This window comes from Henriciella mobilis (assembly GCF_003576315.1).
In the GTDB taxonomy this organism is placed as follows: domain Bacteria; phylum Pseudomonadota; class Alphaproteobacteria; order Caulobacterales; family Hyphomonadaceae; genus Henriciella; species Henriciella mobilis.
The window spans coordinates 119,796-141,388 of record NZ_QWFZ01000017.1 but is presented as its reverse complement, the minus strand read 5'-3'; the positions used below and the strand labels follow the sequence as shown (position 1 = coordinate 141,388).

The 21,593-nt window shown below is 63.0% G+C and carries 26 protein-coding genes; 14 read left to right on the top strand and 12 right to left on the bottom strand.

Annotation, left to right across the window (positions count from 1 at the left end; all coding sequences use genetic code 11):
• Nucleotides 1-121 precede the first annotated feature (121 nt).
• From D1227_RS09860 to D1227_RS09850, 3 genes are read right to left on the bottom strand one after another with little or no spacing between them, the layout of a single operon-like run.
• Entirely contained in the window at nt 122-352 is a 231-nt protein-coding gene (locus D1227_RS09860) for a hypothetical protein (protein ID WP_119377568.1), read from the bottom strand.
• 25 nt (nt 353-377) lie between these two features.
• Nucleotides 378-1,820, bottom strand: coding sequence for a glycosyltransferase (locus tag D1227_RS09855; protein WP_158586621.1), 1,443 nt, complete (start codon nt 1,818-1,820; stop codon nt 378-380).
• Between the two features lie 36 nt (nt 1,821-1,856).
• The gene (locus D1227_RS09850) at nt 1,857-2,876 is read right to left on the bottom strand and encodes an NAD(P)/FAD-dependent oxidoreductase (RefSeq protein ID WP_158586620.1); all 1,020 of its coding nucleotides are present in this window, start codon (nt 2,874-2,876) and stop codon (nt 1,857-1,859) included.
• A gap of 144 nt (nt 2,877-3,020) precedes the next feature.
• Between D1227_RS09850 and D1227_RS09845 the strand changes: the two genes are divergently transcribed.
• Both D1227_RS09845 and D1227_RS09840 read left to right on the top strand, forming a co-directional pair.
• Nucleotides 3,021-3,176 (top strand): DUF2256 domain-containing protein, encoded by a 156-nt coding sequence (locus tag D1227_RS09845; RefSeq protein ID WP_411710424.1) that lies wholly within the window; start codon nt 3,021-3,023, stop codon nt 3,174-3,176.
• A 199-nt stretch (nt 3,177-3,375) separates the two neighbouring features.
• Nucleotides 3,376-3,561 (top strand): hypothetical protein, encoded by a 186-nt coding sequence (locus D1227_RS09840; protein WP_119377572.1) that lies wholly within the window; start codon nt 3,376-3,378, stop codon nt 3,559-3,561.
• Nucleotides 3,562-3,657: 96 nt separating this feature from the next.
• On the opposite strand, the gene D1227_RS09835 is transcribed toward D1227_RS09840, so the two are convergent.
• Nucleotides 3,658-4,173: a SixA phosphatase family protein gene (locus D1227_RS09835; RefSeq protein WP_119377573.1), complete on the bottom strand. Its 516-nt coding sequence runs from the start codon at nt 4,171-4,173 to the stop codon at nt 3,658-3,660.
• A gap of 123 nt (nt 4,174-4,296) precedes the next feature.
• Here D1227_RS09835 and D1227_RS09830 point away from each other — a divergent pair, with 123 nt between their 5' ends.
• The gene (locus D1227_RS09830) at nt 4,297-4,932 is read left to right on the top strand and encodes a peroxiredoxin (RefSeq protein WP_119404591.1); all 636 of its coding nucleotides are present in this window, start codon (nt 4,297-4,299) and stop codon (nt 4,930-4,932) included.
• Nucleotides 4,933-5,012: 80 nt separating this feature from the next.
• On the opposite strand, the gene D1227_RS09825 is transcribed toward D1227_RS09830, so the two are convergent.
• The gene (locus tag D1227_RS09825) at nt 5,013-5,900 is read right to left on the bottom strand and encodes a branched-chain amino acid aminotransferase (RefSeq protein WP_119377575.1); all 888 of its coding nucleotides are present in this window, start codon (nt 5,898-5,900) and stop codon (nt 5,013-5,015) included.
• A 52-nt stretch (nt 5,901-5,952) separates the two neighbouring features.
• Between D1227_RS09825 and D1227_RS09820 the strand changes: the two genes are divergently transcribed.
• Genes D1227_RS09820 through D1227_RS09810 form a run of 3 tightly spaced genes read left to right on the top strand, consistent with a single transcriptional unit; the run spans nt 5,953 to nt 8,428 of the window.
• Nucleotides 5,953-6,429: a MarR family winged helix-turn-helix transcriptional regulator gene (locus D1227_RS09820; protein ID WP_119377576.1), complete on the top strand. Its 477-nt coding sequence runs from the start codon at nt 5,953-5,955 to the stop codon at nt 6,427-6,429.
• Entirely contained in the window at nt 6,426-7,103 is a 678-nt protein-coding gene (locus tag D1227_RS09815; RefSeq protein WP_119404590.1) for a response regulator, read from the top strand. Before D1227_RS09820 ends, D1227_RS09815 begins: the two co-directional genes overlap by 4 nt.
• Nucleotides 7,104-7,114: 11 nt before the next feature.
• A complete protein-coding gene (locus tag D1227_RS09810; protein WP_119404589.1) occupies nt 7,115-8,428 on the top strand; it encodes an ATP-binding protein in 1,314 nt (437 codons plus the stop codon).
• Here the strand turns inward: D1227_RS09810 and D1227_RS09805 are convergent.
• Together D1227_RS09805 and lgt are read right to left on the bottom strand one after the other, a co-directional pair.
• Complete coding sequence (locus tag D1227_RS09805) at nt 8,425-9,468, bottom strand: class I SAM-dependent methyltransferase (RefSeq protein ID WP_233350027.1); 1,044 nt, start codon at nt 9,466-9,468, stop codon at nt 8,425-8,427. The two genes, D1227_RS09810 and D1227_RS09805, sit on opposite strands and share 4 nt — an antisense overlap.
• Entirely contained in the window at nt 9,465-10,400 is a 936-nt protein-coding gene (gene lgt, locus D1227_RS09800; RefSeq protein ID WP_119404588.1) for a prolipoprotein diacylglyceryl transferase, read from the bottom strand. Before lgt ends, D1227_RS09805 begins: the two co-directional genes overlap by 4 nt.
• A gap of 87 nt (nt 10,401-10,487) precedes the next feature.
• Between lgt and D1227_RS09795 the strand changes: the two genes are divergently transcribed.
• Nucleotides 10,488-10,733 carry an accessory factor UbiK family protein gene (locus D1227_RS09795; RefSeq protein ID WP_119404587.1) on the top strand — a complete coding sequence of 82 codons (246 nt, stop codon included), beginning with the start codon at nt 10,488-10,490 and terminating at the stop codon, nt 10,731-10,733.
• Between the two features lie 12 nt (nt 10,734-10,745).
• Here the strand turns inward: D1227_RS09795 and modC are convergent, their stop codons facing one another.
• Genes modC through modA form a run of 3 tightly spaced genes read right to left on the bottom strand, consistent with a single transcriptional unit; the run spans nt 10,746 to nt 13,277 of the window.
• Nucleotides 10,746-11,843 carry a molybdenum ABC transporter ATP-binding protein gene (gene modC, locus D1227_RS09790; protein ID WP_119404586.1) on the bottom strand — a complete coding sequence of 366 codons (1,098 nt, stop codon included), beginning with the start codon at nt 11,841-11,843 and terminating at the stop codon, nt 10,746-10,748.
• Nucleotides 11,827-12,498 (bottom strand): molybdate ABC transporter permease subunit, encoded by a 672-nt coding sequence (modB, locus tag D1227_RS09785; RefSeq protein ID WP_119404585.1) that lies wholly within the window; start codon nt 12,496-12,498, stop codon nt 11,827-11,829. Before modB ends, modC begins: the two co-directional genes overlap by 17 nt.
• Nucleotides 12,499-12,503: 5 nt before the next feature.
• Nucleotides 12,504-13,277, bottom strand: coding sequence for a molybdate ABC transporter substrate-binding protein (modA, locus tag D1227_RS09780; RefSeq protein ID WP_119404584.1), 774 nt, complete (start codon nt 13,275-13,277; stop codon nt 12,504-12,506).
• Nucleotides 13,278-13,499: 222 nt separating this feature from the next.
• Here modA and D1227_RS09775 point away from each other — a divergent pair, with 222 nt between their 5' ends.
• The 6 genes from D1227_RS09775 (at nt 13,500) to D1227_RS09750 (ending at nt 18,781) form a co-directional block, all read left to right on the top strand.
• Nucleotides 13,500-14,000 (top strand): type III secretion system chaperone family protein, encoded by a 501-nt coding sequence (locus D1227_RS09775; RefSeq protein ID WP_119377584.1) that lies wholly within the window; start codon nt 13,500-13,502, stop codon nt 13,998-14,000.
• Entirely contained in the window at nt 13,987-14,793 is an 807-nt protein-coding gene (gene proC / locus D1227_RS09770) for a pyrroline-5-carboxylate reductase (protein ID WP_119377585.1), read from the top strand. The genes D1227_RS09775 and proC overlap by 14 nt, the downstream gene beginning before the upstream one ends.
• A gap of 3 nt (nt 14,794-14,796) precedes the next feature.
• Nucleotides 14,797-15,438: a hypothetical protein gene (locus tag D1227_RS09765; RefSeq protein ID WP_119455268.1), complete on the top strand. Its 642-nt coding sequence runs from the start codon at nt 14,797-14,799 to the stop codon at nt 15,436-15,438.
• Nucleotides 15,439-15,481: 43 nt separating this feature from the next.
• A complete protein-coding gene (pgeF, locus tag D1227_RS09760; protein WP_233350019.1) occupies nt 15,482-16,261 on the top strand; it encodes a peptidoglycan editing factor PgeF in 780 nt (259 codons plus the stop codon).
• A 97-nt stretch (nt 16,262-16,358) separates the two neighbouring features.
• On the top strand, nt 16,359-17,291 hold the full coding sequence (locus D1227_RS09755) for a ribose-phosphate pyrophosphokinase (protein WP_119377587.1): 933 nt from the start codon (nt 16,359-16,361) through the stop codon (nt 17,289-17,291).
• Between the two features lie 92 nt (nt 17,292-17,383).
• Nucleotides 17,384-18,781 (top strand): NAD-dependent succinate-semialdehyde dehydrogenase, encoded by a 1,398-nt coding sequence (locus D1227_RS09750; RefSeq protein WP_119404583.1) that lies wholly within the window; start codon nt 17,384-17,386, stop codon nt 18,779-18,781.
• 67 nt (nt 18,782-18,848) lie between these two features.
• Here the strand turns inward: D1227_RS09750 and D1227_RS09745 are convergent, their stop codons facing one another.
• Together D1227_RS09745 and D1227_RS09740 are read right to left on the bottom strand one after the other, a co-directional pair.
• The gene (locus D1227_RS09745) at nt 18,849-20,285 is read right to left on the bottom strand and encodes a M23/M56 family metallopeptidase (protein ID WP_119404582.1); all 1,437 of its coding nucleotides are present in this window, start codon (nt 20,283-20,285) and stop codon (nt 18,849-18,851) included.
• Nucleotides 20,282-20,683, bottom strand: coding sequence for a BlaI/MecI/CopY family transcriptional regulator (locus tag D1227_RS09740; protein WP_119377590.1), 402 nt, complete (start codon nt 20,681-20,683; stop codon nt 20,282-20,284). The genes D1227_RS09745 and D1227_RS09740 overlap by 4 nt, the downstream gene beginning before the upstream one ends.
• A gap of 216 nt (nt 20,684-20,899) precedes the next feature.
• Here D1227_RS09740 and D1227_RS09735 point away from each other — a divergent pair, with 216 nt between their 5' ends.
• Nucleotides 20,900-21,574, top strand: coding sequence for a 50S ribosomal protein L25/general stress protein Ctc (locus D1227_RS09735; RefSeq protein WP_119377591.1), 675 nt, complete (start codon nt 20,900-20,902; stop codon nt 21,572-21,574).
• The last annotated feature ends 19 nt before the right edge of the window (nt 21,575-21,593 follow it).

Here is a 21,593-nt window from a genome sequence, read left to right as displayed (position 1 = left end):
TCTTGTTTTCGCTTCTGTCGAATTATTAGCGCCCGACGTGTGAAAGCGCCACGATTTCCTCGACGTCACCATGCGACCAGATGTGCAGTCGCCCTAACTGTAGGGGCGTCTACATTAGTGCCTAGCGCCCACGGCCGAGCAGGCTGTGCTCCGGCCCGGTCTCGAGACCGACGAGGTTTATGCCGTGAACCATGGCGAGGAAGCCCACGAGGACACAGCCGACCATCACGAGGCCCCAGGGCACCTGGTTGGGACGGCCATCCTTGCGCACACCGCCCATCTTCTGGCTGGCGAAAAAGACGCCGCTGCCGGCGGCGACGAAAACGAGGATGGTGACGATAAGGGCGGCCATGCGTCGAGCGTGCGCTCCAGCTCCACTATTCAGGTTGGTGAGGCGTCTTTGCCCAGAAGTACGGCCTGACCGCAAGTCCGTATAGCGCGGCAAATGCAGCAAGTGTCTGAAGCGGCCAGTAGAGCGGGCGGGACAAGGTGGCGAGCAGACGTGAAAACCGCCAGCGGCCGGGCGCCAGCACATCGCCGAGCGTGCTGCAGGCCCAGCCAAAACCGAACAGGGCAAAACTGTAGGGGTCGACGAGGTCACCCGGGAAGGCCAGCGCGACAAGAATGAATACGGTTGTCGGCCCGTATAGCAGCGCGCTCAGTATGGATGCACCGAGCGTCATCTGAAGGCTGATCCAGGCGGACAGTCCTAGTTCCCGCAACAGGCGGAAGGGGTTCCGCATGCAGACCAGCCAAGTCTGGATATAGCCCTTGATCCAACGCGTGCGCTGCTTGAACCAGACCGGCAGCGTTTCCGGCGCAGTTTCAAGCGTTGGCGGCGATATTGTCATCGTCCGCCCGCCGAGCCGCGCAGCCCTCAGGCCAAGATCGGCATCCTCGGTCACGTTCCACGCATCCCAGCCGCCAAACGCAATCAGGTCGGCGCGACGGAAATGGTTGCTTGTCCCGCCCAGCATGATCGGGTGTCCCCAGCCAGCCAGTGCCGGCAGGTAGAGATTGAAGTGAACGGCATATTCGAGCGCCCATTGCGCCGCGACCCAACCGGCTGCGCCATTGGTGGCGGTCAGCGGCGCCTGCAGGCAAAGCACGTCAGCCGGCGCGCTGAGAAAGGTGGCATAGGCAGCCTTGAGCTGGCCGGAATGCGGCCGGTCCTCGGCATCATAGATGGTGACATAGGTCCCGGTCGCGTGCGCCAGACCATAGTTCAGCGCCCTCGGCTTGGTCAGCGGCTTGCCCGGTGGAACCGTCAAAACCATTGTGCCGAGCGGAAACGGCGCCTTTAGGGCCGCGTCCCGCGTCGCATCATCATCCGCCTCGACCAGGAGGATCACCTCGAGCTTGTCAGCCGGCCAGTCCAGACCACGCAGGCAGGCGGCGAGCTGGGGCATCATCGCCGCTTCATCCCGCAAGGCGATCAGCACCGAGTAGACGGGCCGCTGTACAACCGGGACGTCGCTCGGTAGCCGGGCCGGCTTTTCGCGGAATCGGTGGAAAAGTCCGGCCACGACGAAACAAAACCGCCAGAGCACGATCAGGAAGAATCCAAACCAGAACAGGAATCCGAGCGTGTACCCGGCAAGGTCTGGCCGTTCATGGAAAGCCCAACCCGCAAGGACCAGCATCAGAACGAACGACGCGAGCTGCATTAAGCTTGGCACGCTGCGCGCGCTCAGTTTCGGGGAAAGAGCCTTCGATTGCGCCAGCGCAGACAATGGGCCGGGAACACTGTTCCATTCACCCTCATGCCCGCCCTTTTTGCCGCGCCCGCCTGCAATAGCGGGGTCCGGTTCGCCCCTCATGCCCTCACCCATGGCGGAACCTAAGCGCGTTTTTTCTTACACTTCAAGTTGTTCCGAAACGTCTGCGAAGAAAGCGGCAAAGGCCTCGCCGCTGTTCCAGGCCGCCTCGACACGCGGTCCGCTGCGCCAGTCCCCGATTGTAGCGATCCGCTTTGCATCATCCCATCCAAAGGGAGACCGCGCCGCCCGGTCGACTTTGGCGTAAAGCCAGCGATGCGCTGCCGCGAAGACGGGCGCCCCAGCTCCGGTCATCTCCCGGAATTCACCGGCCAGGATATCGATGACCGCGTCTGGCGGAAGATCGACATGCTCGCGGCTCCAGTCTGGCGACGCGTGCAGGACCCAGCTCTCGACGTCGCCGCGGCCAGGCTTGCTGGAATTCCTGGCTATCCAGGAGAGCGCGCCTCCACTCACATTGGCACCATCCCACGATACTGGGATCGCGGCATCATAGGCCAGCATAACCGTCCAGCATGGCGCCGTCACAGCCTGTCCGGCTTCAAGTGCAAGCTCCGGACTAACCTCCTGCAACAAGGCTGCGGCCTGTTCAGCCGGCAAGGCGCTGACGACTGTGTCATAGGGGCCTTCCTGCGAGCCATCTTCGAATATCAGCACTTTCTGGCGACCGGTCATGGTGATGCCGGTGACACGACGCCCCCAATGGACCTGCTGGTCAGCTGCGAGCGCCTTGATGACCGCATTCATCGATGGCGTTCCGACAAAGACGGTTTCACGGCTCGGATCGGATGGGCGCACGCCGACCGTCCAGCCTGCCGCGCGCCGGCGTATATCAGCCAGGCCGGGATGCCAGGCGGCCAGGGCGCCAGCATCGCGAAGGGCGACGATCACGGATTGGAAACCGCTCGACCGCGCGGTGAAAAACTGCGCCCCATGGTCCCAGCGTACTTCGCCGAGCGGTGTCTCTGCCCTGCGGGTCGACATCCGCCCGCCCGGTCCGCGCCCCTTGTCGAACAGGGTGACGGGTTCACCGCTTGCCGCCAATGCCCGTGCCGCGCTCAAGCCGGCGATGCCCGCCCCGATAATTGCCGTCGTCATGTGAATTCCCAGACCTAGTTCAGCGCATGGAACTAGAATTCTCATGCAGATGGCAAGCCACCCGGCGCGGCAATTCACCCCGCCGGCTGCGCAAGGAGGGCAAAAGCGATGGCACGGCGCAGACACGGCAGGCCGGCAAAAGGCGTGGGGCGGGCGGGAAAGGGACAGTTACCCGAAAAGACATGCGCCGCCTGCGGGCGCCCCTTCGAATGGCGAAAGAAGTGGGAAAAGGTCTGGAATGAGGTGAAATTCTGCTCCGATCGGTGCCGAAAGCGGGGCGATTCTACCCCAAAGACCTGAGATTATCGAAAAACAATAAAAATAGTGCCTTGATTTTATTATATTTCACCGTTTTTCGGAAAAAAGTTATTGATTTTCGATAATTCCTATCCTAACTCTTCTTCATCGGCGGCAACGAAACAACAAATCGCCGACACAAAGAAAGAAACCAAACCAACCGGCATAAAGACCGGAACATTGCAACGAAGGAGAATACTAGATGTACCCGCTCGCCTCCCAGAGCTCCGCCGCTTCGGCCCACCCCGTTGAAGCGTCGTCCATGGCCCAGACCGTCCCGACGATCTCCCCCAAGGTCGAGTTCGCGGCCAACGACAACTCGGCAGCCTGGAAACCCAGCCTGCTGGTCCAGCGCCGCCGCAGGCTCAATCGCCGCGCGGTACGCTAGTCAAAGTCGGGGACCTGGCACGGAATACTCCTTGCGCCGCTCCTGCCAGTACCCGTTTCGAACCGCCCTGCCCCGCCTGGCAGGGCGGTTTTTGATTCAGGCGAGGTTTTTCGGTTTGACGAAATCGACCAGCTTGAACAGGACCGGCACATAAGGCCCGTCATCTTCCTGTTCGAAGAAGGCGGCCGCCGAGGTTGGCAGTTTCGCCGCAAGCTTCATCGCCGCGCGGTGGTTTTCGCTGCCGGCCTGGCGAAGGATCGATCCTGACAGCTCATGCAGCCCCGGATTGTGGCCGATCACGATCAGTGTCGAAGCCTCCGGCGCATGTTTCGAAATCAGCTTTTCTATGGCCGGAATGCCCGCCAGGTAGAGGTCGTCGGAGAGGATCTTGCGGCACTGGGGAAAGGCCAGCGCCAGATGCTGCCAAGTCTCGCGCGTACGCCGGGCGCTCGACACCAGCGCAAGGTCTGGGATCCAGCCTTCCTGCTGTAACGCCACACCCATGGCTTCTGCATCCCCATGTCCACGGGGCGTCAGGATGCGGTCACGGTCTTCAACGCCTTCATTCCAGGGTTCGGTTTTTGCGTGGCGCATCAGGATAAGGCGTTTCATACGCGGGCGGCTGCCTTTCGAAGCTTAGTAAAATTAAACACCGGAATCAGCACGCAAAGCTTGTTGCCCCGCCACCTCCGGACCATCTTCCGCGGCAAGATAAAGCAATTACTGGAGAATTCCATGAGCCTGCTGCTTGGCGACATCGCCCCTGACTTTGAAGCCGAAACCACCGAAGGCAAGATAAAATTCCATGACTGGATCGGCGACGACTGGGTTATCTTCTTCTCGCACCCCGCCGACTTCACGCCTGTCTGCACGACCGAGCTGGGCTATACGGCGAAGCTCAAGGACAAGCTGGCCGCGCGCGGCGCGAAGGCCATCGTGATTTCCGCCGACAGTCTCGAAGATCACAAGGCATGGATTGGCGACATCGAGGAAACGCAAGGGTGCACCGTCGACTTCCCGATCATTGCCGATCCCGACAAGAAAGTCGCAACGCTTTACAACATGATCCACCCGAACGCCGACCCGAAGGTCACGGTCCGGGCGGTCTATGTCATTGACCCGAACAAGAAGATCCGGGCCTCGATCATCTACCCGCCGAGTGCGGGCCGGAACTTCGATGAAATCCTGCGTCTTCTCGACTCGCTGCAGCTGACCGATGGCTACAAGGTCGCGACGCCTGTGAACTGGCAGCAGGGCGAGGATGTGATCATCGTTCCGAGCGTGTCCAATGAAGACGCCGACAAGCTCTTCCCGAAGGGCTACAAGACAATCAAGCCTTACCTGCGGACCACGCCGCAGCCCAACAAATAGGCATCGGCTCTTAAAAGAAGAAAGCCGCACCGGTCTGGACCGGTGCGGCTTTTTTATTGCGTCACGCCAAAGGCGCCGGGTCAGGCGACAGGATGTTTCACCCGGCCGTTTACCAGGTCGGAATAGTCCGTCACCAGGGCCTCGGTCACCGCGCCCGGCTTGTACTCGACTTCACCGATGGAGCGGACCGGCGTGATCTCGGCGGCGCTGCCCGTGATGAAGCATTCCGAGAAGGTAGGCAGCTCTTCCGGCAGGATGGTCCGTTCGACAATCTCGATGTTGCGGGCCTCGGCCAGCTTGATCGCCGTCTGGCGGGTGATGCCGTTCAGGAAGCAGTCGGGTGTCGGCGTGTGCAGCGCGCCGTCACGCAGGAAGAAGATGTTCGCGCCGGTCGCCTCGGCCACATGGCCGCGCCAGTCGAGCATCAGCGCATCAGCAAAGCCTTCACGCTCGGCGGCGTGCTTGGACAGGGTGCAGATCATGTAGAGACCCGCGGCCTTGGCTTCGCATGGCGCGGTTTTCGGATCGGGCCGGCGCCATTTTGCGTGGGTGAGCGCGATGCCTTTCATCTTGTCGGCAAAATAGTCGCCCCAGGCCCAGACAGCGACGGCCAGGTGGATCGTATTGTTCTGCGCAGAGACGCCCATCATCTCGCTGCCGCGCCAGGAAAAGGCGCGCACATAGGCATTCTCCAGGCCGGATTTGGCCAGCGCTTCCTTCTTGACGTCTTCCAGCTCATCGACCGTTCCTGGCACCTTGAAGTCCAGGATTTCACCGGAACGGTGGAGCCGCTGCGAGTGCCGGCGCGATTCGAAGATCTTGCCGCCATAGGCGCGCTCGCCTTCGAAGACGCTGGACGCGTAGTGGAGCCCATGTGTCAGGACGTGAATGTTCGCCTCGCGCCACGGGACAAACTCACCATCCATCCAGATGTATCCGTCGCGATCATGATACGGGATGGAAGTCATTTTTTTAGTCCTTGCTTGAACTTCTACAGGAAAACCGCTCCATTCTCAGATTGTGGCATCCGAAGTCAACCAGAAGCCGGGCGAAACGGGGCGGGTAGATCCGCGGCTCTTCCTCAGGGAGGAGGAGCTCGACAATGGTATTGCGCTTTTGCTTGCAAGCGAACGCATAATATCAGCGGCCCTTCGACGCAATCAGGAGCGTATCGGGCTCAACATGCCGGCGCTCCGCCTGATGGTGACGATTCGCTTCCAGCCCGGACTGACAGTCTCTGAATTGCGCGACGCGACCGGTGCAACGACCCCGACGCTTGCGCGCCTGCTCGGCGAGCTCGACAAGCGCCAGCTGATCCACAAGAAGACGGGCGGGCGCGATGCCAGACGGCGGCGCCTGTCCCTGTCGGAAGAAGGCAACAAGCTCATCGGACCCCTCATCCTGGACCTGCGCTCGGCCATGCGTGAGGCCTATCGCGAGGCGGGCGCGAGCGCCGTCGCCGGCACACGATCGGTGCTTGAGGCGCTGACGCGATGAGTGAGCCGCCGCACATCCTGGTCGTCGATGACGATGACCGCATCCGCTCGCTGCTGAAGCAGTATCTTGAAAAGCTGGACTACCGCGTCACGACGGCGGCGCAGCCGGCCAGCGCTCGCAAGCTGCTCGCAACGCTCGATTTCGACCTCGCGGTCTTCGACATCATGATGCCGGGTGAGACCGGCCTCGACCTGCTGCGTTCGATCCGCAGCGACGGACTGAAAACGCCGGTCCTCCTGCTGACCGCGCGCGGCGATACCTCCGACCGAATCGAGGGCCTGAAGGCTGGCGCCGATGACTACCTGGCCAAGCCTTTCGAGCCTGAGGAACTGTCCCTGCGCGTCGGCGCCATCTTGCGGCGCACCCATGTCGAGCCGGCGCCGGAGGAGATCGAGATGTCGGGCATGGTGTTCAACGCCAAGCGCGGCGAGCTCACGGAAGGTGACCGGCGGATCAAGCTCACCGAAGCCGAGCTTCAGTTGCTGACCATGCTGGCCGCGCATGCCGGCGAACCGGTCAGCCGCGAGGAGCTGGCCTCACGGTCGCCCGGAAGCACCGAACGCTCCATCGATGTCCAGGTGACGCGCCTGCGCCGCAAGATCGAGCCGGACCCGAAAATGCCGCTGCACATCCAGACCGTGCGTGGTATCGGCTACCGGCTGATGCCCGACTGACGACAGGATCGATGTCCAAACGCTTTCCTCTTCGCCTGAGAGACATCACGCCGCGCGGGCTCTATCCGAGGTCGGTTCTGATGGTCGTCCTGCCGGTCATCCTGCTGCTGACGGCCGTGACCTATATCTTCTATGACAGCCACTGGCGCCACACCTCGCGCAAGCTCAGCCAGACCATATCCAGCGAGATCGAATTCATGATCGCGCTGCGCCACCAATATCCCGATGAATTCGACTCGATCCGTGAAGACGCCCGCAGGGCGATGCAGATGGACGTGACCGTCCTTGAGGATACGCAGCTGCCGACCGAGCAAAAACAGCTCTTCTTCACGGCCCTGGATGACATTCTAAGCCGTGAACTCGACGTCTCGCTGGAGCAGCCCTACTGGTTCGACATTTCCGGTTATGGTGCGACGGTGGAAATCCAGGTCCAGGACGGGCCCGACGTGCTCCGGATCATGGCCGAGCGTGACCGGACCTTCTCGACCACCGGACATATCTTCATCGTCTGGGTAATCGGCGCGACCGGCATTCTCATTGCGCTCGCCCTCGGCTTCCTGCGCAATCAGGTCCGCTCCATCCTGAAGCTCACCGAGGCGGCAAAATCCTATGGGCGCGGGCGCGACGTGGAAAACTTCCGCCCGGCTGGCGCGACCGAAATCCGCGATGCGGCCCGTGCCGTCATGGATATGCGCACCCGGCTGACCACTTTCGCCGAAGAACGCACCACCATGCTCGCCGGGATCAGCCATGACCTGCGCACGCCGCTGACGCGCCTGAAACTGCAGCTCGCCATGATGGAGGACAGCGAGGACATCCGCGCCGCCAAGGCTGACCTCACCGAGATGTCGGCCATGCTGGAGGAATATCTCGCCTTCGCCAGCGGCAAGGAGGGCGAACAGCCCGAAACGCTGCGCTTTGACACGCTCGTCAGGGATGTCGCCGGCGGGCTTGAGGGCGAGATCACGCTTCGGCGGATGGACTCTGTCGAGATCATCGCGCGGCCGGGCTCGGTCCGCCGGGCCGTGTCGAACCTGTTGTCCAATGCGCTCGGTTTCGGCACGCATGTGGAGGTCGACGTCATCGACGGCCCGCACATGGCCGAACTGGTGGTCGATGATGACGGCCCGGGCATCCCGACAGAACAGCGCGAGGAAGCCTTCAAACCCTTCCACCGGCTCGACGCGTCCCGCAGCCAGAATGTGCCCGGCACCGGCCTCGGCCTTTCCATCGCTCGCGACACGGCCCGCCAGCATGGCGGCGACATCCGGCTTGAAGACGGCCCGCTGGGCGGCTTGCGGGTAAGGCTCCGGCTGCCGCGCTAGAAACCGACGGGCGCTGGCAGATCAGGGGCGCTGAGACAGATGACCTTGAACCGGCTGCCCATTTCCGCCGGGTCGACCAGCCGGCTGACACCTGCATGGATCGCCTCGGCCTTGTCCGGATTGGCCCGGATCAGCGCCTGCATACGCGCCTCAGCGCCCAGCGACAGGAGGAACGGCCCCTGCGCGACCGGTCCGCTGACATGCAAGCCGGCCGCCCCGGCCAGCCGCGACAGGCGCGCGAAATCGACATCGACAGTCAGATCGCTCTCACCCGGCATGGCGAGCGGATCGACTTGCCGGCCATCCTTGAAGGCACGCAGCGTATCGCCTGGCGCGCCCTGCACAGTGCCGTAGTCGATGAAGAGCGCCCGTCCGGGCGCGCTGGCGAAGGCTTCGCGCAGGACATCGACCAGGGTGTCCAGTGCCGGCTGCATATCCACCTGAACATGCGCTGCGCCGGGCACGCTGTCGGCGGGGGCGGCGTCCGCGGCAAGGCCAAAGGTGAGCTCGCCCGCCTCGTCGAGGCCGACAACCTGCTCGTGCCAGCGCTCACCTTTGGCAAGGAACTGGCGGGCTGGCAGGCAGTCCAGCCATTCATTCGCGAGGAGGATAAAGGGCGCATCGCCAAGCGTGTCGAAGCCGCCGAGAAAGTCCGGGTGGAAGGCCGCCAGCGCATTTGTCTGCCGCGCAGCATGGACGGGGCTCGCCTCATTCATCGCCAGCGTGAACGCTTCGCCGCCGCCCGCGGCGCGGATGGCGCGCATCATGTCGGCCATCATCGTGCCGCGCCCGCCGCCGACTTCGACAAGCCGCGCCGGGGCCGGGCTGCCCATGGCCTGCCACTCATACAGCGCCCAGACGCCGAGCAATTCGCCGAAGACCTGGCTGATTTCAGGGGCAGTAATGAAATCCCGGCCGATACCGGGCCGGGTCGCGTAATAGCCGTGCCGCGGGTCGTGCAGGCAGGCATTCATATAAGCCGAGACAGGCAGCGGCCCGCCCGCCTGGATAAGGGCTTTCAGCTCGTCCTTGAGGCTCAAGCCGAGACCTGTACCGGCGGTTTGCGAAGCGCATTCCAGACGAGGAAGGCCCCGCCAATCCACATCGGCAGCGACAGGAGCTGGCCCATGGTCAGCCAGTCCGGCATCACGCCCCAGGTAAAGCTGTCGGGCTCACGGAACTGTTCGGAGATCGACCGCCCGACGCCGTAGAACAGCAGGAACAGGCCTGCCGCCAGGCCCGGCCGTTTCAAAAGTCCGAAGCGCCAGACCAGGATCGAGATGATGATCGCCGGGACGAGGCCCTCCAACGTGGCCTCGTAGAGCTGGCTCGGATGGCGCGCGACCTCATTGCCGGTATAGACCCACTCATGGGTCTGCCAGTTATAGGCCGACGGCGTGCCGCCCGCGCGGCCTTCGGGAAACACCATGCCGATCGGCGCATCGGTCGGCCGGCCATAGAGTTCAGCATTGATGAAGTTCGCGCACCGCCCGAGGAACAGGCCGATCGGCGTCACGACACCTGCAATGTCGGCGATCGGCATCAGCTTGATGCCGCGCTGCTTGGCGATGATCAGGATCGCGATGGTTACACCCAGCAGGCCACCATGGAAGGACATGCCGCCCTCCCAGATGCGTAACAGGCTCATCGGGTCACGCTGGACAACGTCGAACTGGAAAGGCAGCTGGTAGAACAGGATATAGCCGATCCGTCCGCCAAGGATCACGCCGAGCGTCGCATAGAACAGCAGGTCGTCGATATCGTCTTTTGTCGCCGGGCTCTTGCCGCCCCAAAGCGCCGGGCGCCGGACGAGGGCCAGCGCATAGCGCCAGCCGATGACGAGGCCGGCGATATAGGCCAGCGCATACCAGCGGATCGGGAACTTGCCGAGCCCGAGAAAGCCGAGATCGATCTCTATCAGCGCCGGGCTGAAGCCGGGAAAACTCAGAGCGGCGGTTGTCAGTTCGTGCATGCGGCGTCTTTCCCCTGTCTGCCACCCGTCCTATCTGCTAGGCATTCCGGGTAAACAGTCCCTCTCAACGCGGCAAGGAGTAACCGCATGGCGAGCTCGAATCCACTACTCGATGATCTTGCAGGCCTGATGACAGGCGCCATGGGCGCGGCCCGCGCCGCCGGTGACGAAGCGCGCACCGCCATGCAGGCGCGTGTACGCTCCATGGTCGCTGACATGGATCTTGCCGAACGCGACGAGGTCGAGGCACTGAAAGCCATTGCCGTGAAGGCACTGGAGCGGGTTGAAGAGCTCGAAAAGCGCGTCGCGGCGCTGGAGAAGAAGAAGGGCTAGGCCCGCTTCAACCTAATCAGCAAAGCTCATCGTTTTCACGAGGGCGAAAACCTCCAAACCCTCCATAAGCCCAAGCTCTGCGAGTGATGCCCGTGTGATCCGCGCCCTGAGCTGGCCTTTACCAATGGCGACGACGATATCGGCATAGGGGCGGCTGGCGTTCTTCTCGATTGCCTTGATCTGCCCCGGCAGGATATTGCGGATGCTGATCCCTTCGGGCCGCGCCGTCGCCAGGGCGACATCGCTCGCATCCACGAAAAGACGCACCGTACGCCCCCTCTCAAGACGCTCATCCAGCGGCAGGCTAAGCGGCGTGCCGGCAAGGTCGAGCTGGGTGACGCCAAGCGCGGTATCATGCCCGGTAACGGTCGCTTCGATCAGGCTGCCGGTCGTGCCGTCGGCGAGCAGAGGCCCAAGATCCAGCGTCTGAAGGACATCGCCAAGCGCCCCGTGCGCGGTAACCTTGCCGTCATCCAAAACGAGGATCCGGTTCGCCAGTGCCGTCACTTCCTCAATGTCGTGACTGACGAAAAGCGCGGGAATGCCGAACCGCGCGGGCACATCGCGAAGGTAGGGCATGATCTCGCGCTTGGCCGCCCGGTCGAGCCCGGTGAGCGGCTCGTCCAGCAGGAGGAGACGCGGACGCGCCAGCAGGGTCCGGGCCAGCGCGACCCGCTGGCGTTCACCACCCGATAGCCCGCCAATATTGCGCGATAGCAGGTCTGACAGCCCCGTCGCGGCGACCACATCCTCAAAGGCAATGGCATCGCCCTGATGCCCGCTGCGCTTGTCGGCGAAGGCGAGATTACCCGCTACGGAAAGGTGGCCGAACAGACGCGCATCCTGGAAAAGATAACCTGCCCCGCGCCGATGCGGCTTAATGGACCGGCGCGTGTCGGTGTCGAACCAGACATCGTCACCAAAGACGATCCGCCCCTGCGCTGGACGGTCCAGCCCGGCAATCGCGCGCAGGAGGCTTGTCTTGCCGCTGCCGCTGCGCCCGAAAACGGCCGTGACCCCGTCGAGCGCGATCGTCTCGTCGAGACGCAGGCGGAAATCGCCCCGCTCCAGCAGGAGGCTGAACGTCAGGGAACTAACCGGTCCGGACACGCCAGCTCCTGTTCAGGACATAGACGGCGATCAGCACCAGAAAGGCAAAGACCAGCATGCCTGCCGACAGCCAGTGCGCCTCGGCATAGCTCTGCTCCTCGACATGTTCGAAAATGGCGATGGAGACGACGCGTGTGCGCTCGGGAATGTTGCCACCAATCATCAGCACGACGCCGAACTCACCGATCGTGTGCGCGAAAGTCAGCACGCAAGCCGTGATGAGCCCGCGCATGGACTGCGGCAGCACCACGTTGAAGAAGGCATCCAGTTTCGAGGCCCGTAGCATGGCAGCCGCTTCGACGGGGCCCTTTCCGACATTCTCAAAGGCGGACTGGAGCGGCTGCACCATGAAAGGCAGCGAATAGACAATCGAGCCGACAACGAGGCCCGCGAACGAGAAAGTCAGCGTGTCACCGGTCATCGACACCCAGAAGGCCCCGATGGGCGCCTGCGGGTTGAGCGCGATAAGGAGGTAGAAGCCGATCACGGTCGGCGGCAGGACAAGCGGCAGGGCCGTCACCGCCTCGGCCACCGGCTTGAAGACAGACCGGGTCGTCGCCAGCCACCAGGCCAGCGGCAGGGCCAGCACCAGCAGAAGAACCGTGGTCACGGCGGCAAGCTGCAGGCTGAGAAGGACGGGGCCGAGATCAGGCATGGCGGTCAGTCCGTCTCATAGCCGAATTGCGCGATGGTTGCGCGCCCCTTCTCGCTCCTGAGATAGGCAAGGAAGGCGCGAGCCGCTTCATTCGAACTTGCCCGCTCCAGCAGGACCGCATCCTGACGGATCGGACTGTAGAGGTCCGATGGCACCTGCCAGAACGACCCGCCGGCATTGTCCGCGAGCTGCACCGTCTGCGACAGGGCAACCAGCCCCAGCTCGGCATTGCCGCTGGAGACCATCGCGAAAGCCTGGCCGACCGTCTGGCCGCGCACCAGCTTGCCGGCGAGCGCGTCAGACAGGCCGAGACCGGTAAGCACCTCCATGGCGGCCGTGCCATAGGGGGCCAGATCCGGGTTCGCGATGGCCAGCCTTCGGAAGGCGCCCGACCGAAGAACGGCCTCGCCCGAGACGCCGCTCAGCAAGGCCTCATCGGCGCTCCACAGGACCAGTTTGCCGGTCGCGTAGGTAAACAGGCTGTCGGCACCTGCCAGCCCATCCTCGACCAGCATTTGCGGGCGGCGCCGGTCGGCTGACAGCATGACGTCATAGGGCGCACCGTTCTGGATCTGGGCGTAGAGCTGCCCTGTCGCGCCAGCGGCCAGCGAAATTTCATAGCCCGACTCCGCTTCGAAATCGGCCTCCAGGCGCATGGCTGCTTCGCGGAAATTGGTGGCCACGGCAATGAGCGCGTCGCCGGAGGGGCGCCCGTCATGACAGGCTGCCATGCCAGCCAAAAGCAGGAGCGCAAGACTGCGCAGGATTTTCCCGGCCATGACGTCGCCTAGCACCCTGATTTTGCAACGGCAACTACGGGCCTTGCGCATTCGCGCCGATACGAAGGCTGCGGTTATGGATTGAAGACTGGCCCGATGCATGCAAAGCGGGTCTGGGGGCTTCCACAACCCATAGGAGAAGGCCGGTTGCAGCCGCACCGCCTCGTGTTACCGTCCCCTCTAATGGCGCTGTCGCCATGTTGATTCGGAAGGACCAAGCGCATGAGCCTCGACCTTCATTCCCATGATATTTCCGCCGATCCGCTCGATCTTGTTGAAGCGTGTCTCGAAAACGCAGGCTGGGAACACCAGCGCGAGGATGACACTGCCATCCAGTGCATCGCGCAAAGCCGCTGGGGTGAGATGGGCGCGCTGTTCGCGGCCCGTCAGCAACCGCCAGCCCTGCACTTTACCCTGACACTCGACCTCAAGCCGACCGCCGCCCGCCAGACCGCGATTTCAAAACTGATCCTGATGGCAAATGAACGCCTGTGGCTCGGCCACTTCGATTACTGGATCGAGGACCAGGTCGTCCTGTTCCGTCATACCCTTCCGATGCTCGACCGGGTCGAGCCTGATCCCGGTGAAATCCGCGCCGTCCTCGCGGCTGCAACCGATGCGGTGAACATGTTCGTGCCCGCGTTCAACTTTGTGATCTGGGCCGGCAAGTCGCCTGAAGAAGCGATCGACGCAGCGCTATTCGAGACCGATGGCGAAGCCTGAGCCGGGTATTACCCTTATCGGCGGCGGGCGTATGGGCTCGGCGCTGGCTGGTGGCTGGATAAAGGCCGGCCAGTCGGGTCCCATTGCGATCCACGATCCCGGCCCGTCCGACCTGCTGAAGGGCTGGCAAGCCGATGGCAAGATCGCGCTGAACCCGGCACCGGAACCCGCCTCGACCCTGGTCGTCGCGGTCAAGCCTCAGGTCTTCGGCTCCATCGCCGATGATATCCGCAAACATGTCGGACCCGACACGCTTGTCCTGTCGATCATGGCAGGCATCACGCTGGATGGCCTGTCGCGAACGCTTCAGACCAAACGGGTGGCCCGCGCCATGCCGAACACGCCCGGCCTTGTCGGCAAAGGCATGACGCTGCTTTGCCTGCCGGACGACGCCTCTTCGGAAGATGCAGCCTATCTGAAAGAGCTGCTTACGCCGCTGGGCGATGTCGAAGGCCCGATTGGCGAGGACAAGATTTCAGCAGCCACGGCCATATCCGGCTGCGGGCCGGCCTACGCCTTTCTGCTCGCAGAAGTCATGGCAGCCGCCGGCAAGGCCCACGGCCTCGACGAGGCGCTTGCCCTCCGCCTTGCCAAAAAGACGGTCGAAGGCGCTGGCGCGCTGATGATGGATGCCGCCGAGCCTCCTTCCAAGCTTCGCGAGAACGTCACCTCACCGGGCGGCGTCACGAAAGCCGCGCTCGACGTCTTGATGCGCGAGGGCGCGATGCCATCTCTCATGGAAGAAGCTGTCGGGGCGGCGATCAAACGGGATCGCGAACTCTCAGGAGACTGAGCCTTGGTCGAAGACCGCAGGAGTATTCTCGAAATGGGCGTCCGCGCGGCGCTCAAGCTGGCGGCTGAAACGCCGTGGGGCGAGCTGACCCTGGCCGAGATCGCAGACGAAGCCGGGATCCCGCTCGAACAATTCCACGGCGTTGCCGACAAGGACACCATCGCCGACTCGGTGGAGCGCTATTTCGACCGCGCGATGAGCGAAGGCTCCTTCGACGAGGAAGAAACCCCGCGCACCCGCCTGTTCGATGTGATCATGCTGCGCTTCGAGGCGATGGAAGACTATCGCACCGGCCTGCTCTCCCTGATGAAATGGCGCCAGACCCAGCCTGCGCGCCTGCTGGCGCTGGTGGCTGCGCGTCACGCCTCGGCCAGCTGGGCCCTGGTCTGCGCCGGGCTCGACAAATCCGAGACCCTGCCAAAACCGCTTCGTGCTACCGCCATCGCCTGGTGCATCGCGCAGGCCGAACTTGCCTGGCGCAAGGAAGAGTCTGCCGATCTCTCACGCACCATGGCCAAGCTCGACGGCGAACTGCGCAAGATGGAAGAGCGCGCTGGCTGGTTTACCGGCCGCCGCCGGAAGAAACAGCGGGCCGAAGACGAGGTTGAGCCCGCAGCCGATGCGTCCACGGACCAGGCTGAGTGATCGCGGCGTTTGCATTTTTAGTATTTGGCCCTAGGCCCTCTGCATGACCGTCATTCCGCACACCCTCGCCCCGCACCTTGCCAGCATGAAAGGCATACGCCACGGCTTCTTCGGCCGTCAGGGCGGCACGTCCGAGGGCATTTATGAAAGCCTCAATCTGGGTATCGGCTCGGATGACAAGCCCAAAGCGGTGATGCGCAACCGGCGGCGCGTGGCCGACACGATTGGCGTGAAGGAGGTCGACCTTCTCCTCTCCTGCCACCAGATCCATTCCGACCGCGCCATCCTTGCCACCATGCCTTGGGGAAAGGACCGCCCGCAGGCCGACGGCATGGTAACGGACCTGCCCGGCATTGCCCTCTGCATCCTCACGGCTGACTGCGTCCCCGTCCTCTTTGCCGACCGCAAGGCCGGGGTGATCGGCGCCTGCCATGCCGGCTGGAAGGGCGCGCTTGGCGGCATTTGCGAAGCGACCATCGCCAAGATGGAAGAGATCGGCGCCCACCGTAAAGATATCCACGCCGCCATCGGCCCCTGCATCGGCCAGGAAAGCTACGAAGTCGGCCCGGAATTTCGCGACGAGTTCCTCAAGCAGGCCCCGTGGAGCGGCAACCTCTTCCATGCCGGACAAGGCGACCGGTTCCACTTCAATATCGAGACCTTCGTGAAGAACCGGCTACTTCAAACCAAGATCGCCTGGGTCGACGTCATCGGCCACGACACCTGCGCCATGGACGAGATGTACTTCTCCAACCGCCGCCGCAATCACCTGGGCGAACCCGACTATGGCCGCCAGGGCTCGGTGATCATGCTGGAAGGGTGAGGCCCCTGCGCCCCACCTGCACCCTTTTCCTTGCGACTCGGCGCGCCTTGTTCCAAAAGCACCGCAAACGGACTAACGGGAAGGGCTGACCTGAGCGATGAAACTGATTTCCTGCAATGCCAACCGGCCGCTCGCAGAAGCCATCGCCGACCATCTCGACTGCCCGCTCTCGAATGCCGAGATCAAGAATTTCGCAGACAATGAGATCTTCGTGCGCATCAACGAGAATGTGCGCGGCGAGGACGTCTTCGTCATACAGTCGACCTCCAAGCCGGCCAATGACAACCTCATGGAACTGCTGATCTGCATTGATGCGCTGGTGCGGGCATCAGCCAGCCGCATCACGGCCGTCATCCCCTATTTCGGTTATGCCCGGCAGGATCGCAAAACCGACGGCCGCACGCCGATTTCAGCCAAGCTGGTCGCCAATCTTATCGCCAAGGCCGGCGCCGACCGCGTCCTGACCATGGACCTGCATGCTGGCCAGATCCAGGGCTTCTTCGACGTTCCGACGGACAACCTCGTCGCCATGCCGGTGATCGAAAAGGATATCCGCACCAGCCATGCGAGCGATGATGTCATGGTCGTCTCACCCGATGTCGGCGGCGTGGTGCGGGCGCGCAACCTCGCCAACCGGCTGGGTGTCGATCTTGCCATCGTCGACAAGCGCCGCCCGGAAGCCGGCAAGTCGGAAGTGATGAACATTATCGGCGATGTCTCGGGCCGCCACTGCATCATGGTCGACGATATCTGCGATTCCGGTGGCACGCTGGTCAACGCGGCAGCCGCGCTCAAGGACAAGGGCGCCAGCGGCGTCAGCGCCTATGTCACCCACGGCGTGCTGTCGAACAATGCGGTCAAGCGGATCGAGAAGTCCGTCATGGACGAGATCGTGATCTGCGACACGATCCGCCCGACCGAAGAGGACTTCAAGTCCAAGAGCCTGCGCGTGCTGTCGGTCGCGCCGCTGCTCGGCGAAGCGATCCGCCGCATCGCCAATAATGAGAGCGTCTCGAAACTCTTCGACTGATGTAAAGTCACCCCTGCGGCATTATCGCGGGAACAGGCCCCTCCTCCTGGTGTTGGTTTCGTAACGAACCAGCAACAAGGAAGGGCCAAGAAATGGCTGACAGTCAAAGACTGGGCGACATGCTCACCACCATCAATCCCGCAACCGGCGAAGAGCTGGAACGCTATCCGCTCATGGGCGACAGCGATGTGGAGAACACGATCCGGAAGTGCCATGAGGCATTCCTGGACTGGCGCCATGAAAGCCCGGAAAAGCGCGCCGAGATCATCAAGGCCATCGGGGACGGGCTGCGCTCGAAGAAGAAAGACCTTTCGCGCCTGATGACCAACGAGATGGGAAAGCTCGTCAAACAGGGCGAGCAGGAAGTCGATCTCTGCGCCGGCATCTGCGACTGGACGGCGGCCAACGGCCCGAAGGAACTCGCTTCCGAGGAGCGAGAGTTGCCGAATGGCGGCAAGGGCCGGATCGCCTATTCGCCGATCGGCGTGGTCTACGGCATCCAGCCCTGGAACTTCCCGACCTATCAGGTCATCCGCTATGCCATCGCAAACCTCATGGCGGGCAATGGCGTCCTGCTGAAGCATGCGGAGTCGGTGACCGGCTCCGGCCTGATGCTGGAGAAAATCTTCCGCGAGGCCGGCCTGCCGGACAACCTCTTTTCGGTCCTGCGCATCAGCCATGACCAGTCCGACGCCGTCATCGCGCACAAGCTGGTGCGCGGCGTGACGTTGACGGGCAGCGCGTCTGCGGGCCGGATCATTGCCAAACAGGCGGGCGAGAAGCTGAAGAAGACCGTCCTCGAGCTCGGCTCGAACGACGCCTACATCGTGCTCGCCGATGCCGATCTTGAGAAGGCCGTGCGCCAGTGCGTCATGGGCCGCGTCTACAATAATGGCGAGACCTGCGTGGCCGCCAAGCGCTTTATCGTCGTCGACGAGATCTTCGATGCCTTCCGCCATGAATTCGTGAAGGCGATGAAGGACGTCAAAATGGGCGACCCGCTTACCAATGAGGGTGATATCGGCCCGATGGCGCGTAAAGACCTGCGCGATGACCTGCATGAGCAGGTCGGCAAGAGCGTGGAAAAGGGCGCGCGCATCCAGTGTGGCGGCGAAGTGCCTGATGAGGATGGCTGGTGGTATCCGGCAACCGTCCTCGACAATGTCCAGCCCGGCCAGCCGGCCTATGACGATGAGCTGTTCGGGCCCGTCGCTTCGCTCATCCGCGCGAAGGATGCCGAGGAAGCCATGCGCATTGCCAATGACAGCCGGTTCGGCCTCGGCGGCGGCATCTTCACCGAAGACACCGACAGGGCGATCGAACTGGCCGAGAAGCATTTCGACACCGGCATGGTGTTCATCAACGGCTTCGGCCTCGCCCAACCCAACATGCCCTTCGGCGGCGTGAAGGATTCAGGCTATGGCCGCGAGCATGGCGGCTTCGGCCTGAAGGAGTTCGTCAACGTGAAAGCCATCAATGTGATGGGCTGAGGCATTCAAAAGGAAAGGCTCTCTTGCCATCGGGGCAAGAGAGCCTTTCACCTGATAGAAATCTAATCTAACCGTTCGTATAGAGCACGAGGCCAGCGGTCTTTCGCGGGTCGACCGGGCTCATCTTCACATCGCCTGTCTCAGGGTCGAGCGTCGGTTCCCAATGCTCGAGATGCAGGTGCGGCCCCGTCGCGCGGCCAGACATGCCGACATGACCGATGACCGATCCGGCCGTCACCTCTTCGCCATGATGCACGAAACGTTCGGACAGCTGCGCAAACCGCATCTTGCTGCCATCGCCATAAGCGACCTCGATGGTTTCGCCATAGCCATCCTTGTAGCCGGAGAAAATGACCTTGCCGCAGGCCGGCGCGTGGACCGGGGTACCCAGCGGCGCGCCGATATCGGTGCCATTGTGGAAGGCAATCTTCTTCTTGATCGGATCCTTGCGCTCGCCAAAGTCTGAGGTGACGCGCGCCTCCGGGCTGAGCAGGACAGCGAAGTCGAACGAGGCTTTCTTGCCCTTTTCAGACGATGCGATGACGTCATCCCCGCCGGCCTGGGCGAGAGCGAGCGGCGAGAGCGCCAGCGCGACCAGGCTGGCGCCGAGCGCCATGATCGGACGCGACTGCGCGGGGCTTGGCTCCAGCAGGCGGCTGAGGCGCCGGGGAAGACTCTTGCGGCGCGGCAGGATAAAGGCGGCCACTGGCAGGGCACGCAGGGGCGCGGCAATCCGTGCGGCCTGAGCCAGCGTCCGGGCATAGCCGATGCGGTCACCGCTGAGGTCTGATGCAATCTCGTCGCAGACAGCCTCGCGCCAGAAATCCAGCTGGCGGCGCATCATCCAGGAAAATGGTGAGAACCAGAACACATCCGCCACGATCCGCTCGAGCGGCCGGGTGATAAGGTCACCGCGCTTGAGGTGAACACATTCATGGATCGCGATCTGGCGCAGGTCCCGCGGCTCGGTGAGCGCTTCCGGAACGTAGATTTCCCGCCGCAGAAAGCCCGCGATGAAGGGCGAGCCGCCGGGGATGCTGCGGATAGCGGGGACCCGCTCAAGGCCCAGCTCTGTCAGGGGCAAGGCGTCGATAAGGTGCCGTTTGGGCGTCGAGCGGGATTTCAGCCGCTGCAGGTGGGCCTGCGCGAGGAGGGCTGCGCCGAACCGTACCGTCCAGCCTGCCGCCAGCACGATCATCAGGGCTGGCACGGTCCAGGACCATTCAGGGCCTGACACGGCGGTCTTCAGGCTTGTGGTGGCGCTGGTCATCAGACCAGCGGCCGGTTCGACATAGGGAATGTCCGGCAAGGCTGCCGGCAGCCTGGCGGGTATCAGCTTCGACAATCCGATCACAGCCAGCGGCGCAACCGACAGCAGGGCCGCGCCGCGCCAGACCAGCTGGGCAAACCGCGCCTGCACGCGCCCGGATGTCACCAGGCTGGCGATACCGGCCAGGAAGCCGGTCCAGAGGATAATGAAGATAACCAGCCAGGCGATGCTCATTTTTTCTCGTCCCCTTTGGCGTTTTCCTTGTCTTCGGCGGCGTTGATGATCGCGTCGAGTTCGTCGAGTTCCTCTTCCGACAGGTGCGGGCTATCGGCGAACAGCGCAGCGGGCACCGGTCCTTTCAGGTCCAGCACCTGGCGGGCAAGCTGGCGGACCAGACCGCCCAGCGTTTCGACCCGGTCCAACACGGCAACATAAAAGGCAGCCGCTTCCGGCGACTCGCCGTCGCGCTTCACCCAGCCTTTGGTTTCCATGCGATTGATAACGGTACGCGTCGTCGAGAGCTGCCAGTCGCGCGCCGGACCGACGGCATCGTGGATCTCACGTGCCGTGCGCCGTCCTGCCGACCACAGATATTTCAGGATGACGAGTTCTGATGAGTTTGGTTTGGACATTGTGTGGTGACCCTTCCACGTTACAGCTGTCACTTTACTGATTTATGTGTGACAGCTGTAACGTATTGCGTCAAGCCCGATTCAGTGGGCCGGTTGTCAGGTCCGGCTGCTTCGTGTAATGGCCCACGCTTCAGAAAGGGCGGCGCAAGGCCGTTCCTGTCAGGCTGTCACCGGCGGAAGGTTCCGCAGGCGGACTTCAGGGCGAAAGGAAAGAACATGTCCAGCAAGATCAGTCTCAATGTGACCGTGCGCGAGCGCACCGGCAAGGGCGGCGCACGCGAAGCCCGCCGCAATGGCTACGTCCCCGGCGTCCTTTATGGCGGCGGCGAAGACCCGGTCGCGATCAATCTGAAACTCAACGAAGTGATCCGCGCCGTGAATTCCGGCCAGTTCCTGACCTCGACGGCCAACCTGGTCCATGACGGCAAGAAACAGCTGGTCATCCCGCAAGCGATCCAGATGCACCCGGTCACCGACATGCCGCAGCACGTTGATCTCTATCGCGTGAAGGCGAGCCAGGTCATCTCCGTTGAAGTGCCCGTCCACTTCCACAATGAAGAGAAGTCGCCGGGCCTCAAGCGCGGCGGTGCGCTCAACATCGTTCGCCACGCGGTCGAACTGCATGTGCGCGCCGACAGCATTCCGGAACAACTCGATGCCGACCTGACCGGCCTGGATATCGGCGACAACGTCAAGATTTCCGACATCACCCTGCCGGAAGGCGCCGAGCCGACCATCACCGATCGTGACTTCACCATCGCAACGATTGCTGGCCGCATGGCTCAGCCGGCAACCGAGGATGAAGAGGCACCGGAAGCCGACGAAGTCGAGGCCATCAAGCAGGACGAAGAAGAAGGCGGCGAAGAAGAGAGCGGCGAATCCGAGGAATAGTCACCCGGATACTGGGCTG

What these genes read in the sequence shown, in the direction of transcription:
- D1227_RS09860 (WP_119377568.1), bottom strand. Translation starts at nt 352, where the DNA reads ATGGCCGCCCTTATCGTCACCATCCTCGTTTTCGTCGCCGCCGGCAGC.
- D1227_RS09855 (WP_158586621.1), bottom strand. Translation starts at nt 1,820, where the DNA reads ATGAGGGGCGAACCGGACCCCGCTATTGCAGGCGGGCGCGGCAAAAAG.
- D1227_RS09850 (WP_158586620.1), bottom strand. Translation starts at nt 2,876, where the DNA reads ATGACGACGGCAATTATCGGGGCGGGCATCGCCGGCTTGAGCGCGGCA.
- D1227_RS09840 (WP_119377572.1), top strand. Translation starts at nt 3,376, where the DNA reads ATGTACCCGCTCGCCTCCCAGAGCTCCGCCGCTTCGGCCCACCCCGTT.
- D1227_RS09835 (WP_119377573.1), bottom strand. Translation starts at nt 4,173, where the DNA reads ATGAAACGCCTTATCCTGATGCGCCACGCAAAAACCGAACCCTGGAAT.
- D1227_RS09830 (WP_119404591.1), top strand. Translation starts at nt 4,297, where the DNA reads ATGAGCCTGCTGCTTGGCGACATCGCCCCTGACTTTGAAGCCGAAACC.
- D1227_RS09825 (WP_119377575.1), bottom strand. Translation starts at nt 5,900, where the DNA reads ATGACTTCCATCCCGTATCATGATCGCGACGGATACATCTGGATGGAT.
- D1227_RS09815 (WP_119404590.1), top strand. Translation starts at nt 6,426, where the DNA reads ATGAGTGAGCCGCCGCACATCCTGGTCGTCGATGACGATGACCGCATC.
- D1227_RS09810 (WP_119404589.1), top strand. Translation starts at nt 7,115, where the DNA reads ATGTCCAAACGCTTTCCTCTTCGCCTGAGAGACATCACGCCGCGCGGG.
- lgt (WP_119404588.1), bottom strand. Translation starts at nt 10,400, where the DNA reads ATGCACGAACTGACAACCGCCGCTCTGAGTTTTCCCGGCTTCAGCCCG.
- D1227_RS09795 (WP_119404587.1), top strand. Translation starts at nt 10,488, where the DNA reads ATGGCGAGCTCGAATCCACTACTCGATGATCTTGCAGGCCTGATGACA.
- modB (WP_119404585.1), bottom strand. Translation starts at nt 12,498, where the DNA reads ATGCCTGATCTCGGCCCCGTCCTTCTCAGCCTGCAGCTTGCCGCCGTG.
- modA (WP_119404584.1), bottom strand. Translation starts at nt 13,277, where the DNA reads ATGGCCGGGAAAATCCTGCGCAGTCTTGCGCTCCTGCTTTTGGCTGGC.
- D1227_RS09775 (WP_119377584.1), top strand. Translation starts at nt 13,500, where the DNA reads ATGAGCCTCGACCTTCATTCCCATGATATTTCCGCCGATCCGCTCGAT.
- proC (WP_119377585.1), top strand. Translation starts at nt 13,987, where the DNA reads ATGGCGAAGCCTGAGCCGGGTATTACCCTTATCGGCGGCGGGCGTATG.
- pgeF (WP_233350019.1), top strand. Translation starts at nt 15,482, where the DNA reads ATGACCGTCATTCCGCACACCCTCGCCCCGCACCTTGCCAGCATGAAA.
- D1227_RS09755 (WP_119377587.1), top strand. Translation starts at nt 16,359, where the DNA reads ATGAAACTGATTTCCTGCAATGCCAACCGGCCGCTCGCAGAAGCCATC.
- D1227_RS09750 (WP_119404583.1), top strand. Translation starts at nt 17,384, where the DNA reads ATGGCTGACAGTCAAAGACTGGGCGACATGCTCACCACCATCAATCCC.
- D1227_RS09745 (WP_119404582.1), bottom strand. Translation starts at nt 20,285, where the DNA reads ATGAGCATCGCCTGGCTGGTTATCTTCATTATCCTCTGGACCGGCTTC.
- D1227_RS09740 (WP_119377590.1), bottom strand. Translation starts at nt 20,683, where the DNA reads ATGTCCAAACCAAACTCATCAGAACTCGTCATCCTGAAATATCTGTGG.
- D1227_RS09735 (WP_119377591.1), top strand. Translation starts at nt 20,900, where the DNA reads ATGTCCAGCAAGATCAGTCTCAATGTGACCGTGCGCGAGCGCACCGGC.